The 16,289-nt window shown below is 58.1% G+C and carries 14 protein-coding genes; 1 reads left to right on the top strand and 13 read right to left on the bottom strand.

The genetic code is table 11. The features are described from left to right. Nucleotides 1-275: 275 nt before the first annotated feature. The gene (locus ACZZ0B_RS12115) at nt 276-1,577 is read left to right on the top strand and encodes an OprD family porin (protein ID WP_463545302.1); all 1,302 of its coding nucleotides are present in this window, start codon (nt 276-278) and stop codon (nt 1,575-1,577) included. Nucleotides 1,578-1,720: 143 nt separating this feature from the next. Here ACZZ0B_RS12115 and ACZZ0B_RS12110 read toward each other — a convergent pair whose 3' ends face one another. The 13 genes from ACZZ0B_RS12110 to ACZZ0B_RS12050 form a co-directional block, all read right to left on the bottom strand. After that, entirely contained in the window at nt 1,721-2,341 is a 621-nt protein-coding gene (locus ACZZ0B_RS12110; protein WP_008079528.1) for a transglycosylase SLT domain-containing protein, read from the bottom strand. A 45-nt stretch (nt 2,342-2,386) separates the two neighbouring features. After that, complete coding sequence (locus ACZZ0B_RS12105) at nt 2,387-3,325, bottom strand: carbohydrate kinase family protein (protein ID WP_463545301.1); 939 nt, start codon at nt 3,323-3,325, stop codon at nt 2,387-2,389. Nucleotides 3,326-3,338: 13 nt separating this feature from the next. Continuing rightward, a complete protein-coding gene (gene xylB / locus ACZZ0B_RS12100; RefSeq protein ID WP_463545300.1) occupies nt 3,339-4,835 on the bottom strand; it encodes a xylulokinase in 1,497 nt (498 codons plus the stop codon). A gap of 126 nt (nt 4,836-4,961) precedes the next feature. After that, the gene (locus ACZZ0B_RS12095) at nt 4,962-6,437 is read right to left on the bottom strand and encodes a mannitol dehydrogenase family protein (protein ID WP_463545299.1); all 1,476 of its coding nucleotides are present in this window, start codon (nt 6,435-6,437) and stop codon (nt 4,962-4,964) included. Between the two features lie 19 nt (nt 6,438-6,456). After that, nucleotides 6,457-7,560, bottom strand: coding sequence for an ABC transporter ATP-binding protein (locus tag ACZZ0B_RS12090; protein WP_463545298.1), 1,104 nt, complete (start codon nt 7,558-7,560; stop codon nt 6,457-6,459). A 164-nt stretch (nt 7,561-7,724) separates the two neighbouring features. After that, nucleotides 7,725-8,555, bottom strand: coding sequence for a carbohydrate ABC transporter permease (locus tag ACZZ0B_RS12085; RefSeq protein ID WP_003225143.1), 831 nt, complete (start codon nt 8,553-8,555; stop codon nt 7,725-7,727). A gap of 8 nt (nt 8,556-8,563) precedes the next feature. After that, the gene (locus ACZZ0B_RS12080) at nt 8,564-9,490 is read right to left on the bottom strand and encodes a carbohydrate ABC transporter permease (protein ID WP_053119886.1); all 927 of its coding nucleotides are present in this window, start codon (nt 9,488-9,490) and stop codon (nt 8,564-8,566) included. A 154-nt stretch (nt 9,491-9,644) separates the two neighbouring features. Next, on the bottom strand, nt 9,645-10,955 hold the full coding sequence (locus tag ACZZ0B_RS12075) for an ABC transporter substrate-binding protein (protein ID WP_008079510.1): 1,311 nt from the start codon (nt 10,953-10,955) through the stop codon (nt 9,645-9,647). 332 nt (nt 10,956-11,287) lie between these two features. After that, nucleotides 11,288-12,193 (bottom strand): AraC family transcriptional regulator, encoded by a 906-nt coding sequence (locus tag ACZZ0B_RS12070; RefSeq protein WP_008079509.1) that lies wholly within the window; start codon nt 12,191-12,193, stop codon nt 11,288-11,290. A gap of 76 nt (nt 12,194-12,269) precedes the next feature. Next, complete coding sequence (locus tag ACZZ0B_RS12065; RefSeq protein WP_440095301.1) at nt 12,270-13,151, bottom strand: PI-PLC domain-containing protein; 882 nt, start codon at nt 13,149-13,151, stop codon at nt 12,270-12,272. Nucleotides 13,152-13,347: 196 nt separating this feature from the next. After that, a complete protein-coding gene (locus ACZZ0B_RS12060) occupies nt 13,348-14,211 on the bottom strand; it encodes a phospholipase (RefSeq protein ID WP_463545297.1) in 864 nt (287 codons plus the stop codon). 133 nt (nt 14,212-14,344) lie between these two features. Next, complete coding sequence (locus ACZZ0B_RS12055) at nt 14,345-15,637, bottom strand: glycosyltransferase (protein ID WP_463545296.1); 1,293 nt, start codon at nt 15,635-15,637, stop codon at nt 14,345-14,347. A gap of 69 nt (nt 15,638-15,706) precedes the next feature. Then, the gene (locus ACZZ0B_RS12050; RefSeq protein ID WP_463545295.1) at nt 15,707-16,075 is read right to left on the bottom strand and encodes a response regulator; all 369 of its coding nucleotides are present in this window, start codon (nt 16,073-16,075) and stop codon (nt 15,707-15,709) included. Nucleotides 16,076-16,289 lie beyond the last annotated feature (214 nt).

Genomic DNA, 16,289 nt, shown 5'->3' with positions numbered 1-16,289 from the left:
ATAGGGAAAACCCTTAGGTGAGGGTTTTCACCCAATGAAATCGGGCGATTCAAGGTCGTTGTGAGTGATGGCGACGTGGAATTATTCGGCCACCCGCTAAAGAATCGTCAGTCAGTTTCAGACTAAAGTCGCCTGTGGCCCGTCAAAGCCATCTGCCATCATTGCCGCTCACCCCTGCGTGTTCACTTCTTCCCGGCTCATCCTCGACCCGGGACGGGAGCTATTTTTCTGGCTTATTGCGCCTTTGCGCAAACGCTGCAATGTTGGAGTTTTTCATGCGTCCCCCATTCCCCCTCATCACCCCGCGCCAGTCGTTTGGCTTCGGAGCTGTTGTGCTGTGCGCCGGTTTTGCCGCGCAGGTTCAGGCCAGCGGTTTTCTCGAAGACACCACGGCGAAAATCGAATCGCGCACGGTGTATTTCAACCGCGATTTCCGTGATGGTCACACCTCGAACGACCAAGGCGCGTCCAAGCGTGAAGAGTCGGCTCAGGGTTTTATTCTCAACCTGCAATCGGGCTACACCGAAGGCACGGTCGGTTTTGGTCTCGATGCATTGGGCATGCTCGGTTTTCAACTCGATTCCAGCCCGGACCGCAGCAACAGCGGTTTGCTGCCCTCCAGCGGCAGCGATCCGCGCGGCTCGAAAGGCCAGTACGCAAAAATGGGGTTGACCGCCAAGGTCAAGGTCTCGGACACCGTATTGAAATACGGCGCGCTGCTGCCGGACCTGCCGTTGCTGAAGTACAACGACGGTCGTTTGCTGCCGACGATGTTCAACGGCGCCATGCTCACCTCGAAAGAGCTGAAAGACCTGACCTTCATGGCCGCGCGCCTGGACAAGTACACCGCGCGTGACTCCACCGATTCGCAAGACATCCGCGTGCATTGCAAGAACAAGCGCTACGCGTGCAACACCACCGCCGATCATTTCGACATGTACGGTTTCGATTACAAGATCAACGATCGCCTGACCGCGCAATATCACTACGCCGAACTGGAAGATATTTATCGTCAGCACTTCGTTGGCCTGTTGGGCAATCAAGCGCTGGCTGGTGGTGTGCTGAAAGCGGATCTGCGTGTGCTGAAGAGTGCCGATAGCGGCGATGCCAAGGCGGGGTCCATCGATAACCGTGCATTGAGCGGCATGCTGTCCTACGCGCACAGCGGGCATACCCTCAGCGCCGGTTGGCAGCGCATGAACGGCGACAACTCGATGCCGTACCTCGATGGCAGCAATCCGTATCTGGTCAACTATGTGCAGGTCAACGACTTCGCCGCGGCGCAGGAACGTTCCTGGCAGCTGCGTTACGACTATGACTTCAAGGCCATCGGCATCAATGGCCTGAGCTTCCTGACCCGTTACGTCAACGGTGACCACATCAAGGTGTTGGGCAGCGATCAGGAAGGCAAAGAGTGGGAACGTGACAGCGAGTTGAAGTACGTGATTCAAGCCGGCACGTTCAAGGACGTCAGTTTGCGTCTGCGCAATGCGACGTATCGGACCAACTACGAGAAGTTCGCCCGCGATGTCGATGAGACACGGTTGATTGTGAGTTATAGCTTTTCGGTGTTGTAGGTCTTGGATGTGTAGTGCTTGATCGGGCGCTATCGCGAGCAGGCTCACTCCTACAGGGGATCTTCAGTGGACGCGGATATCGTGTTCGACATTGATCCATTGCAGGAGTGAGCCTGTTCGCGATGAGGCCCTTGAAGTCACCGTTACAGCCAATGCCAGAAGCGGCTCCAGAACCCTCGGTTCAGGTCGTCCTTGCAGCCGGCATATTGCTGGGCGTACAGGTCCGAGCGATTCTGCACTTTGCGCGCCGTTGGCATCAGCCAGGCTTTGCTCGCATAAGTCTTGTTGCGATAACCGCCCCAACCCTCGTGGTAGTTGAGGTACTGGTTGTACGCGTCGTATTTGTAGACGCCATTGATGGTGGTGGTCTTGTCCATGTACCAGCCGACAAAGTCGATGGCGTCATCGAAGTCTTCACGGTCGGCACCGTGTCGGCCGGTGCTTTTCTGGTAGTCGGACCAGACTTCGTCCTTGGCCTGAGCGTAACCCGAAGCCGTGGTCACCCGGCCCCATGGAATCACCCAGAGCAAGTATTTACGCGGGGTTTTGGCGTCGTAGCGATAGCCGGACTCTTGATACATGATCGCGAAGGGCACCTGAATCGGTACCCCCCAGCGTTTTTGCGTGACCTGTGCGGCGTCGTACCAATCGCTTTTTTCCCGGAAAATGTCGCAGAGGTTTTCCGGCGAGCGCGGCGGCGAAGTACCGCAACCGGTCAATAGCGTTGCCAGTGTCAAAAGTCCAAGCGTCTGCCTGCAGTTCAAAAGCCGTTATCCCGTCGTGCGCAAAAAGGCCGACAGTCTACGCGCTCAGGACAATTGGTGACGATAGGGCAAATCCGGACCGGTCTTGCTGCAGGTCAGCGCAGCGGCTTGCACGGCGAACTTGAGCATTGTGTCGATCTGTTCGCGAGCCAGTTGCTGCACGCCTTGCACCGAATCCAGACCCTGCTCGGTCAGCCAGGTGATCAGCGCGGCCTGGAAGGTATCGCCGGCGCCGACGGTATCGGCAATCGTCACTGGGCAGGCCGGTACCGACCAGGAGCCGTGGGTGCGGCTGAACACCGTTGCGCCTTCAGCGCCACGGGTCAGGAAAACGATCTGGCAGCGATGCTCCAGCCAACCCTCGATCACGCGCTGCGGGTCGGCTTCGGGGTAGAGCAGGCTCAAGTCTTCGTCACTGACTTTGATCAGGTCTGCCAGCTGCACCAGCGTGGCAATGCGTTCGCGCCACAGGTCGATATTCGGTTGCGGGTTGAGGCGCACGTTCGGGTCGAGGCTGATCAGGCGTTTGCCGCTTTCGCGTTGAACCAGGGCCAACAACGTGTCGCCGATCGGTTGCACCACCAGTGAAAACGAACCGACATGCAAGCCACGCACTTCGGGGCCGAGGGTGGGCAAATGCGCCATGCTCAACTGCCGATCGGCGCAACCTTCGCCACGGAAACTGTAATGCGGCGAGCCGTTGGCACCCACCGCGACCATCGCCAGCGTGGTCGGCGCGGCGAAATCCACCAGGTAGTCAGGCCGTACGCCTTCCTCCTGCAGCACCTGCTGCAAACGGCGGCCGAGGTAGTCCGTCGACAGTCCACCGAACAGCGCTGAGTCCACGCCCAGCCGGCGCAGGCCAACGGCGACGTTGAACGGCGAACCGCCGGCAATCGCCTTGAAATTCACTTTCGAGGCCAGACCGCTGGCATCGTCTTCACTGAAGAAATCAAACAGGGCTTCGCCACACACCAGGTACATAGTTGTTTGCTCTTTATAGGGTTGCGACATGCTGTTGATAGCGTTCATAAGCCTGCTGGAACGCCGCGACATTGGCGGCAATCGGCAGGGTTTCACTGCTCAGGTCGAGTGTTACGCAACGCTGGCACAGATCCGCCAAGGTATCTTCGTGACCGTTCGACCAGGATTTGCACCACGCGGCCTGAATCGCCGCGCCTAAGGCTGCGGCCTCACTTTGCTCGGTGCAGATGACCGGGGTGTTCATGATGTCGGCGACGATCTGCCGCCACACCGCACTTTTCGAACCGCCGCCAATCAGGCAAATGCTGCGGCTTTGTAAACCATTCTGACGCAGTAAATCCAGCCCGTAGCGCAAACCGAAGGTGGTGCCTTCGACAGCGGCGCGGCACAGATTGGCCTGGGTCAGATTGTTCAGGGTCAGGCCATGCAGGCTGCCGGTGGCATGGGGCAGGGCGGGAACCCGTTCGCCGTTGAAAAACGGCAATAGACTGACACCGTCCGCGCCAATCGGCGCTTGCGCCACGAGGTCGTTGAACTGTTCAAGATCGAGCTCGAACAGCTCGCGAATCGCACCGGTGGCGTTGGTCAGGTTCATGGTGCAGATCAGCGGCAACCAGCCACCGCTGGAGGAACAAAACGTCGCAACCGAAGCATCCGGGCTGACTTTCGGTACGTCGGAGTAGGCGTAAACGGTGCCTGAAGATCCGAGGCTCATGGTAATCGCGCCAGGCTGGATATTGCCGGTGCCAATGGCGCCCATCATATTGTCGCCGCCGCCGCTGGAGACCAGCGCTTCAGGGTTGATGCCGAGGTGTTCGGCAATCGCCGGCAGAATTTTGCCCACGGCTTCATGTGCATCGATCAGCTCAGGCAATGCCGCTTGCAGGCGCCCGCTGGCGTCGATGTCGCGCAGCAATTGCAAGTCCCATTGACGGCTGCGCACGTTGAAGTAGCCGGTGCCGGAGGCGTCACCGTATTCGCTGCAGGCACGGCCGGTCAGCCAGAAATTCAGGTAGTCGTGGGGCAGCAGAATCCGCGCGATGCGCGAGAAAACGGCGGGATGCTGCTCTTTGGTCCACAACAGTTTGGACACGGTATAGCCCGGCGCGATGACCACGCCGAGGCGCTCCAGCGAACCTTTTTCGCCGCCGAGATGAACCAGCAGTCGGTAGTTTTCCGCTGACGTTTCGGTGTCGCACCACAGTTTCGCCGGGCGCAGGACTTCACCTTGATCATCCACCAGGACCAGACCATGTTGCTGCCCGGACACGCCGATGCCGAGGATGGATTGGCCATCGACATTCGCCGCGACTAACGCGTTGCGGGTGGCGAGAGCGAAGGCCTCCAGCCATTGCTGAGTGTCTTGCTCGCGCCGGCCATTGGCGCCGCTGATCATCGTGTGCGCGGCGGCGCCCTGGCCGAGGACTTCGCCGCTGACGGCGTCGAGGATGATCGCTTTGGTGCCTTGGGTGCCGCAGTCGATGCCGAGGAAGAGTTGTCGGGTTGTCATGAGGACTCCACAAGTCGCTCGTTCCCACGCTCTGCGTGGGAATGCCTCAATGGACGCTCTGCGTCCGCTGTTGAATGGGGACGCGGAGCGTCCCGGGCTGCATTCCCACGCAGAGCGTGGGAACGATCAGGCTGCCAGTATTTTTTCCAGCGTCCGCGTCACACCCTCTTCACGCAAGCTGTTGCAGCACCATTCAAACGCCGCGACAAATTCCGCCGAACGCGGTATCGCGGTCCCGAAGATCTCCTCAACGGCCAATAGCCGCTGGGTAATCAGCGCGTCATCCGCCACCAATGCCTGGCAAAACGTCGCCCGTGGATCAGGAATCGAATAGGTATCACCGTTCTCATCCACACCCTTCAAATACAACGCCCATGCCGCGACCACCAGCGCCGCACGCTTGGTTTCCTGGCCATCGGCAATCAACCGATTGATCGTCGGAATGGTGAACTTGGGAAACTTCGACGAGCCATCCGAACACACTCGCTCCAGCTGGTCGGCAATCGCCTGATTGGAAAAACGCGCGACCAACGTGTCCTTGTACTCGGTCAAATCAATGCCCGGCACCGGCGCCAGTTGCGGGGTCACGTCCAGGTCCATGTAGGCACGCATATAACGTACAAACAGCGGGTCGTTCATGGTCTCGTGAACAAACCGATAACCCTTCAAAAAGCCCAAATACGTCAGTGCCAGATGACTGCCGTTGAGCAGTTTGATTTTCATCTCTTCGTACGGAGATACGTCGTCGGTGAACTGCACGCCAACCTTTTCCCAGGCGGGCCGACCATTGACGAATTTATCCTCCAGTACCCATTGCACAAACGGCTCGCAGACCACCGGCCAGGCATCGTCGACCCCGTGTTTATCGGCCAGTTGCAGGCGATGTGCGGTGCTGGTCATTGGCGTGATGCGGTCGACCATGGCGTTGGGGAAACTGACGTTGGCGTCGATCCAGCTGCACAGATTGCTATTGCGCAGCGTGGCAAATGCCAGCAACGCCTTGCGGGTCACCGCGCCGTTGTGCGGCAAGTTATCGCAAGACATCACGGTGAACGCCGGGATGCCCGCCGCGCGGCGTTTTTCCAGGGCTGCACACAAGAAACCGAACACGGTTTGCGGCGCGTCAGGGTGGGCGAGGTCTTGCTGAATCTGCGGCAGGTGCGCCATGAATTCGCCGTTGCTGTCATCGATGCAGTAACCGCCCTCGGTGATGGTCAGCGAGACAATGCGGATCTGCGGGTCGGCGAGTTTGTCGATCAGTGCCTGAGCACCGTCTTCGGCCAGCAACATGTCGCGAATCGCGCCGATCACGCGCACTTCGGTGTCGTCGCTGTCACCCAGTTCGAACAGGGTGAACAGGTAGTCCTGTTCCTTGAGATCGTCGCGGGCGCGGCGATCTTCTGCGCGCAGGCCAACGCCGCAGATCGCCCAGTCCAGCGCTTCGCCGGTGTTCATCAGCGCATCGGTGTAATACGCCTGATGCGCGCGGTGAAAACCGCCGACGCCGATGTGCGCGATGCCCTGACGAGTGTCGCCGAGGCGGTAAGCCGGCAGCTTTACTTCGCTCGCCAGGCCGTGGAGATTCTGTTGATTGAGTTTCATTGGGCAAGTCTCTCGAAAATCAGGCCGCAGCACGCAGCGGGCGGGTCAGCGCTACGCCATCGGCATCGAATAAATGGCAGTGGGCCGCGTCCAGATGCAGGCTCAGTTGCTCGCCGTAACGGCTGGCCAGATCACCGCGCACGCGCATGGTCAGCGCTTCGCCGGCAGTGGTGATGACGTGGCAAAAGGTGTCGCTGCCGAGGCGCTCACTGACATCAGCGGTGACTTGCAGGGTGCAGTCGCCGGCTTGCGCCAGTTCCAGATGCTCCGGGCGAATGCCAAGGGTCACGGCGCTGCCGACACTGAGGCTGGCGGCGTTGAAGGGCAGGGTGACGCGCGTGCCGGCGTCCAGTGAGACTTCGCAGCTCTGGGCATCGACGCGGGCAATCTTGCCTTTGAGGAAGCCCATTTTCGGTGTGCCGAGAAACCCGGCGACGAACAGATTGGCCGGTTGGTGATACAGATCCAGCGGCGAGCCGACCTGCTCGATTTTTCCGCCATTGAGTACCACGACTTTGTCGGCCATGGTCATCGCTTCGACCTGATCGTGGGTTACGTAAATCATCGTCGCTTGCAGGTCTTTGTGCAGGCGCAGCAGTTCCAGACGCATCTGCACGCGCAGCGCCGCGTCGAGGTTGGACAGCGGCTCGTCGAACAGGAAGATTTTCGGATTGCGCACGATGGCGCGGCCGATGGCCACACGCTGGCGCTGGCCGCCGGAGAGCTGTTTCGGTTTGCGTTCCAGCATTGGGCCGAGTTCAAGAATGCGCGCGGCTTCGCCGACTTTCTTCTCGACTTCGGCTTTCGGTACGCCGGCCAGGTCGAGGGCAAACGACATGTTCTTTTTCACGGTCATGTGCGGGTACAGCGCGTAGGTCTGGAACACCATCGCCAGGTCACGCTTCGCCGGGCTGACTTCGGTGATGTCGCGGCCATCGAGTTCGATGGTGCCGCCGCTGACTTCTTCAAGGCCGGCGATCAGTCGCAGCAGGGTGGACTTGCCGCAGCCGGACGGGCCGACGAAGACCACGAATTCCTTGTCGTTCACTTCCAGGTCGATGCCTTTGATGATGGAGAAGCCTTCGAAGCCTTTTTGCAGATTCTTGATTTTCAGGTTGGCCATGATGATGGGCCTCCGCAATTTATTATTCAGTTGAACCGGATCGGCTGTTCTGTAGGAGTGAGCCTGCTCGCGATGAGGCCGTTTCAGCCGACATCATTGCTGAATGACACTCCGCTATCGCGAGCAGGCTCACTCCTACAGGGGGTGTGTTGGGTTCGGGATATTCATTTCACGGCGCCGAAGGACAGGCCACGCACCAGTTGTTTCTGGCTGATCCAGCCGAAGATCAGGATCGGCGCGCAGGCCAGGGTCGACACCGCCGACAACTTGGCCCAGAACAACCCTTCGGGGCTCGAATACGAGGCGATCAACGCGGTCAGTGGCGCGGCTTTCGAGGAGGTCAGGTTCAGCGACCAGAACGCCTCGTTCCAGCACAGAATCAGCGACAGCAGCACGGTCGAGGCGAGGCCGCCCTTGGCGATCGGCAGCAGCACGCGAACCATTTCCTGCCACAACGTGGCGCCGTCGAGGCGGGCGGCTTCGAGGATGTCTTTGGGGATGTCCTTGAAGTAGGTGTAAATCATCCAGACCACGATCGGCAGGTTGATCAGCGTGTAAATCACGATCAGCGCGATGCGTGTGTCGAGCAGACCGAAGCTCTTGGCCAGCAGGTAGATCGGCATCAGCACGCCCACCGGCGGCAGCATCTTGGTCGACAGCATCCACAGCAGCGTGCCTTTGGTGCGCTGGGTTTCATAGAACGCCATCGAGTAAGCCGCCGGCACCGCGATCAGCAGGCACAACGCGGTGGCGCTGAAGGAAATCACCACCGAGTTCCAGGCGAAACTGAAATAGTCGCTGCGCTCGTTGATGTGCAGGTAGTTCTCCAGCGTCGGCGTGAAGATGAACTGCGGCGGCGTGGCGAACGCGTCGATTTCGGTTTTGAAACTGGTCATCACCATCCAGAAGATCGGGAAGAAAATCACGATCGCGATGGCCCAGGCCAGGGTGCCGAGCAGCAGGCTTTGCAGCCGGCGGGATTGTTGGAGAGTCATGGCAGGCCTCAGGCTTTGTCAGTCAGGTTTTTGCCGATCATCCGCACCAGAATGATCGCGGCGATGTTGGCGATCACCACGGCAATCAAGCCGCCCGCCGAGGCCATGCCGACATCGAACTGCACCAGCGCCTGGTTGTAGATCAGGTAGGCGAGGTTGGTCGAGGCGTAGCCGGGGCCGCCGTTGGTGGTGGTGAAAATCTCGGCGAACACCGACAGCAGGAAGATCGTTTCGATCATCACTACCACGGCAATCGGTCGTGCCAGATGCGGCAGGGTCAGGTGCCAGAAAATCGCGATCGGCCCGGCACCGTCGAGGCGCGCGGCCTCTTTCTGTTCCTGGTCCAGCGACTGCATGGCGGTCATCAGAATCAGGATCGCGAAGGGCAGCCATTGCCACGAGACAATGATGATGATCGACAGCAACGGGTAGTGAGCGAGCCAGTCCACCGGTTGCGCGCCGAACAGTTTCCATATGTAGGCGAGGATCCCCGAGACCGGATGGAAGATCAGGTTCTTCCAGATCAGCGCACCGACCGTGGGCATGATGAAGAACGGCGAAATCAGCATGACCCGCACGATGCCGCGACCGAGGAATTCGCTCGCTTCAAGCAGCGCGCTGATGAGCACGCCGAGTACCACGCTGATCAGCAGCACGCTGCCGACCAGCAACAAGGTGTTGGTCGCGCCGGGCATGAAACCCGAATCCGTCAGGAAGTACGTGAAGTTCTCCAACCCGACGAATTCGTTTTCACCGGGGTAGAGCAGGTTGTAGCGGATCAGCGAGAAGTAAATGGTCATGCCCAGCGGCACGATCATCCACAGTAGCAACAGGGCCACCGAAGGGCTGACCAGAAACCAGCCAGGATTGCGTACGCGGACCTTGCGCTGCGGCTGAGACAAGTCGATGTGGGCTTTGGCAGTAGAAGTATTCATGGCGATCAGAACCGAGTCATACAGACCTATGGAGATCTAATGTAGGAGTGAGCCTGCTCGCGATGGCGGTTTTCCATCTAACACAGTCGGTGACTGATACACCGCTATCGCGAGCAGGCTCACTCCTACAAAAGGCAGGAGCGAGCGGTGCGGGTTACTTGGGATAACCGGCGCGCTTCATCTCGCGTTCGGTGGTCTGCTGGGCGGCGGCCAAGGCTTGATCCACCGTGGTCTGGCCGATCAGCGCCGCCGAGAACAGCTTGCCGACTTGGGTGCCCACTGCCTGGAACTCAGGAATGGTCACCAGTTGAATGCCGATGTACGGCACCGGTTTCAGCGTCGGTTTGCTTGGGTCAGCAACCTTCAGCGATTCCAGCGTGACCTTGGCAAACGGTGCGGCGCTCATGTACGCATCGCTGTAGGTCGAGGCGCGGGTGCCTGGCGGGACGTTGGCGATGCCGTCGGTCTTGGCGACCAGTTCGCCGTACTCTTTGGACGTGGCCCAGGCGCTGAATTCTTTCGCAGCGTCCTTGGCCTTGGAACTGGTCGGAATCGCCAGTGCCCACGAATACAGCCAGGCCGAACCTTTGTCGGTGACCTGGTGCGGAGCGAACGTGAAGCCGACGTGATCAGCGACTTTGCTCTGGGTTTTGTCGGTGACGAACGATCCGGCGACGCTGGCGTCGACCCAGATCGCGCACTTGCCGCTGTTGAACAGGGCGAGGTTTTCGTTGAAGCCGTTGCTCGATGCCCCCGGTGGGCCGGATTTCTTCATGGTGTCGACGTAGAAGTTCAGCGCGTTCTTCCACTCGGGGCCGTTGAATTCCGGCTGCCATTTTTCATCGAACCAGCGCGCGCCGTAGGCGTTGGCAACGGTGCTGATCAGCGCCATGTTCTCGCCCCAGCCAGCCTTGCCACGCAAGCAAATGCCGTACTGTTCTTTATCCTTGTTGGTGAGTTTTTCGGCGAACCCGGCAATTTCTTCCCAGGTTGGGCGTTCCGGCATGCTCAGCCCGGCGTCCTTGAACAGATCGGTGCGGTAGTAAGTGATCGAGCTTTCCGCGTAGAACGGCAGGGCGTACAGCGAGCCCTTGACCGACAGGCCTTCACGCACCGACGGGAACACATCGTCGAGGGCGTAACTGGCCGGCAGATCTTTCATCGGTTCCAGCCAACCTTTAGCGCCCCACAGTGCCGCTTCGTACATGCCGATGGTCAATACATCGAACTGGCCGCCCTGGGTGGCAATGTCGGTGGTCAGGCGCTGGCGCAGGACGTTTTCTTCCAGTACCACCCAATTGAGCTTGATGTCCGGATGCTCGGTCTCGAAGGTTTTCGAGAGCTTTTGCATGCGGATCATGTCGCTGTTGTTGACGGTGGCGATGGTCAGGGTCTGGGCGCCAAGGCTGACGCTGCTGAGGGTCATGCAGGTGAGGGCAAGCAGAGCTTTTGCAGTGGGTTGCATCGTGCACTCCTTTTCTGCGCCCGGCGGGGGCAGAAGGACAGTTATTGTTTTTGTGTCTTCCTGTGCAGGAAGAATGTGCACTGATTACAGCCTTCAATTGCAGGGCTGACAAATCATCCCTAGCACTTTTATCGATACTTTTTTGCACTGGGGTTTGGCGATGGAAACGCAGGGAAGGGGTTTGTAGCGGTGCGGGGCTATCGAATGTGTACAGGTTTCACACGGAACTGTAGGAGTGAGCCTGCTCGCGATAGCGATGTGTCAGTGCACCATCCGCGGCGCTGACACGGCGCCATCGCGAGCAGGCTCACTCCTACAAGGGAATGGTGGTGTCAGCCGTGGTTTTGTTCGGTCAGGCGCTGCACCGCCAGGCGGCGGTAATGCGACGGCGTCATACCCTTGAGCTGCTGAAAGCGCCGATTGAAATTGGAAATATTGTTGAAGCCGGATTCGAAACACACCTCGGTCACCGGTTTATCGCCATCGGCCAGCAGCTCGCAGGATTTGCTGATGCGCAGGCGATTGACGAACTCGATGAAATTGCGTCCTGTGGCCTGTTTGAATACGCGGCTGAAATAAGTCGGCGTCATGCCCAGATGCTCGGCGACTTCCTCCAGCGATATGTCCCGAGCGTAATGGCTGAAAATGTAATCGACGGCGCGGTTGGTCCGATCAATGTTGTGCTCATCAGCCAGTTGCGGCGTTGTGGCGCCGGACAACAACTGGAAATCATCACTGGCAGCGAGCAGTTCCATCAAGATAAAAAAGTGCCCAAGCCGGGTGATGCCCTTGGAGTCAGCGATCCGTTGCATCAAGGTCATCGCTTGGCGAATGGTGCGTTTGCAGCGGAATTCGATGCCGTACTGCGCGCGCTCAAGCAAAGGCGCCAGGCTTTTCAGTTCGGCAAATACCTGATGACCCGTCTCGAACAGCTCATCGGTGAAATTGACCAGCATGTCGCGTTTTTCCACGATTTCATCTTCCGCCACCTGGCTGATCCAGTTGTGCGGCAGATTCGGGCCGGTGAGAAACAACGTCTCCGGATAGAAGTTGCCGATGTAGTCACCGATAAAAACCTTGCCGGAGCTGGCGACGATCAGGTGCAGTTCGTATTCCTTGTGAAAATGCCAGCGCACCAGCGGGCAGGGAAAGCCATGCTGGCGATAGATGATGGACAACCCGTTATGGTCATCCATCAACTCGTAGGAAGGGTCGGTCACGCGGGTTGTTCGAGTCATGGCTAGGCGCTTTTTTTATTATCGCCCGCCAATCATGCCCCTTTCATGCCGGGTTCCACCACTCACATCGAATGGCTCAGCCCCTTGTCAGTAGCGAGTCGCCGTAAACTGCCTTCATGCTGGTGGCGCTCCAGCACAGGCGGACGATATCCGATTCCTCGAAAAAATCGGTGTTGATGATGCTGCAGCGGGTCACCCAGTCTCGTGTGGTGTCGAACCAGTCATTGATCTGGTTCTTGATGTGTTGCGGCCCGCCCAGTAACGAATAGCTGGTCGCCGACAGCGACCAGAGCACACGCGGATAGCCAGTTCGTTCAAGGGTTGTCTTGACGTGCGAGTGCAAGTCATCGGTGTCTGCGAAACGCTTGCCGCTCCACTTGTGCCAAATGAACGGCCAGAACACATCCTCGTCCAGTTCGCGCTTGGCGGCCGCAGCCATCACCACTCGGCGGCGCGGGCTTTTACGTTTGAGTTGCTCGACGGTCAGGTGGGCGTCCGTGGACGGTATGACATGTTCGCCCAAACGTTCGATCAGCACGTCATTGAGGCGCTGGTAATCAAACGGTTTTTCGCCATCGGCCAACTCGTGGAAATCGAGCACGATGAATTCGTGCGGATGGTTTGCGAGGAAGCTGATAACAGCGCTGACAAGCTCCTCAAGCGTGCGTCCGGATTGATAGCCGTTGTGATGGAAGTAGAACGATGATGACTGCGCAGTATTGGAATACCCGAGGCGAATATCGAAGGCTCTGGCGCCGTGGGCCAACTGCCAGGCAAATGAATCGTTCTGGCAGGTGGTCCAGTTGCCGCGCAACGCATCGTGGTGGGCGGCTTTTTTGTCCATGCCGCAGTTATGCGTGCCGGGCCAAATGACATCGGTCAGTTTCAGTCGACCGATGTCCAATACTTTGCTCATCCAGTTCTGTTTATCGAGTTCGCCGGAAATAGTGCTGTTCATGACAAGTCCTTGTCGTGATCTTCGTACCCGTCCATGGTGCGAAGTGATTACATGAAGTGGGAGTGACGACTTGCCACCTCCCGAGTTTGCCGTTGAGCAACGGCTTTCATGTCACAGCGTAGAACTGAATGGCGGTATCGCCAGCGTTTGAAATGTCTGCACAAACATAGCGATTTGATGGCTATCCAAATCGGGATCAGCGTGCCTTGAGCAAGTTGGCTGCGCGACAGAAATCAACGATTTTCGATTCCTCAATGAAATCGACATTAATGATGTTGCACTTGCGTGCCCAGTCGCTGTTTTTCGGGTCGAACATGGCATTCAGTTCGTCGTGTATATCAGTTGGGCCACCGGTGGCGCTGTAACACGTCGCGGACAGTGTCCAGTTATACCAACTGCTGGGCGGTGCGCTTATAACTGTCGTAATAAATGCTCGCAGCTCGGCAATGTTAGTAGTGGCTATGCCAGACCATTTGCTCACCACCTCGTCATGAAACAGCTTGGCGTCCAGTTCGCTGTGCCGTGGGGCGCACACCAGTACCCTTTGCAGCGGACTGACGCGTTTGAGTTCTGCCAATGTCAGACGCTTGTTTGCCGCGGGAATCATCCGTGGTTCCAGCGCCTGTACAACCAGCGCGTTGAACAGTTTGAAATCAAATGCGCCCTTTAAGCTTTTGAAATTTTTAAAGTCGAGAACAATGAACTCATCGGGGTTCACGCTGAGAAAATCCCAGACATCAACGAGCAAGTCTTTCAGCGTGCGCGAAGACAGATATTCGTTATGGTGAAAGCGAAACCTGTCGGTGCCGCTTTTGCCACTGGGATCATGAATCAAGCGCACATCGAGGGCCCGGGAACCGTTGTCCAGTTGGCTTCTGAACGATTGATGCTGGCACGCCAGCCAGTGTTTGCCCGGTATCAGTGCGTAAGAGGCCTGCCAGTCACAACCGGCATTGTGGGTGCCCGGCAATGTCAATTCACTGAGCGTCAAACGTTCTATTTGTGGTGTTGCCGCCATCCAGTTTCTGGTCGATTGGTTATTCGGAGTGTTGATAGTCATTAATATACCCCTGCAAGGTTTAAAGAGTTGTGCCGTACTCATTGTCAAGTTGAGCGGTGCGGCGAATGCAGGGTTGTTATAATGCCTGGCATAAACTTGGCCAAGTGCAAGTTTGATGATTGTTGTGTGTTGTTTACGGTTTCTGGTTCTTTGCTTCAATCCATTGCGACATGTATTGAGTGCTCTTGTGCATGTGGTGACGCAACATGCTGCCAGTAAAGTTATTGCTTCTAAGTGCCTGTAAGTTGTTTTGGTAGTGCAATAACGTGTTGATCAGTGCCGGCCCGTGTACCGATTGCTGATAGCGATCGGTCAACAATTGATATCCTGCCGATTGCGTCTGTTGCCAGTGCACTGGGTCGTTGTATAACCGAACAGCTTCATCGGCCAGCGCCTGCGCCGACACGTTCACCGCCCCCGGCCACGGATGATCGCCGTGCATGGCTTCGGCGCCGATCGGCGTGGTAACACTCGGCGTGCCGCAGAGCATGGCATCGACCAGTTTGCCCTTGATGCCGGCGCCGAACCGCAAGGGTGCCAGGCAAATCCTTGCAGCCGACATCACTTGCAACGCATCTTCAGCCCAGTTCATCACATGAAAGCCTTGCGCAGGGTTGTGCAGGGCAGTGGCTTTCGGTGGGGTGTAAGCGCCGTAAAGGTGCAGTTGCGCCTTGGGTAGTTTTGCCCGGATCAGTGGCCATACCGTGGATTTCATCCAGAGCACGGCATCCCAGTTCGGTGCATGGCGGAAGTTGCCGATGCTCAGGAAGTGTTCACGTTCGTCGAATGCGCGCGGTGTGATCGTGGGTGGATCGATCATCAGCGGACACCAGTGCAGCAACTCGCCCGGCAGGCCGAACTGCTCACGCAGCAGCTCAATCTCGACCTCGGAGATCATCAGGTTGAGGTCGCAGCGATAGAGTGCGGCGATCTCGCGTTTAGCCAGATCGGTGTCGGCCATCAGCTGGAACTCTTCGCGCAGGGCCGGGGCGAACAATTCGCTGAAGTCATTTTCATCGGCGCTGGCCTTCAAGCGGTCCTTGAGCCGCTGATGACGGGCATGCCGCAGGCTTTGCAGGTCGGACGTCTCCAATACGCGCAAGGCATCGGGGCAATGTTTTTCGACGCGCCAACCGAACTGCTCTTCCATCATGAACTGGTCGAACAGCACGATATCCGGCGCCAGTTCTGCAATGAAGGTATCGAAAGAGCTGCTGTTGAGCTCGATCGGCACTTCCCGAATGCCCAGTTCGGCCAAATCAGCCTTGTGCTCGCCGGGGCCGGCCGGGCTGCTGAAGGTGATCTCCCAGCCTTGCTGCAAAAACGTTTCAAGGATCTGCATGACATGCCCGCTGGCAGCCGAAGAGCGTGGTTCCGGCCAGACGTAGCCAATAACCAGGACTTTGGTGGCGGGGACTTGATTCATGCGCGGGTATTCCTTGAGGCGGGCTGTGGCAAAAAACGGGGCGCAATTAAACCACAGCCAGCCCGGGTATCAGGTGTTCGGGTTGAGAACAGCCTTGACCTTGTCGCGCAACTGATCAATAGAGAACGGCTTGCCAATGACGTGCATGTCCGCCGGCACATCAATCGTTTCTGCGTAACCACTGGCGAACAGGATCGGCAGAGCAGGACGCAGCTTGCGCGCTTCGGTGGCCAGTTCACGGCCGTCCATGCCGGGCAGGCCGACGTCGGTCATCATCAGGTCGATGTGTCGGGACGCGTCGCCGAGAACCTCCAGCGCCTGCTCGCTGCCGTCCGCCTCCAGCACCTTGAACTCCAGTTCCTCCAACACATCGACAATGAGCATGCGCACGATGTCGTCGTCTTCTACGACAAGGATGGTGGACAGGGTGGCGGACATAATAAAGGCTCTCAAGGGGTGAAATTCAGGGGCGCCGGTCGATCAGAAATGCCGGGCTCTTGCATGAGTAAGTGGCGCATAGCCACAAGTTCCCGTGCGGATACAAAAAAGAATAGTGGCAAGGATAACTGCTGGCTGCAGTGCAAGCGCGGGCAAATCGGCAAATTTGCTGCTAAACCGATCAGAAAAATGGATCCACGCCGCCGTTTTGGGG

Source organism: Pseudomonas sp. AC247, from assembly GCF_979258015.1.
The sequence above is the reverse complement of the archived record's forward strand: the minus strand, read 5'-3'. Positions and strand labels throughout refer to the sequence as shown.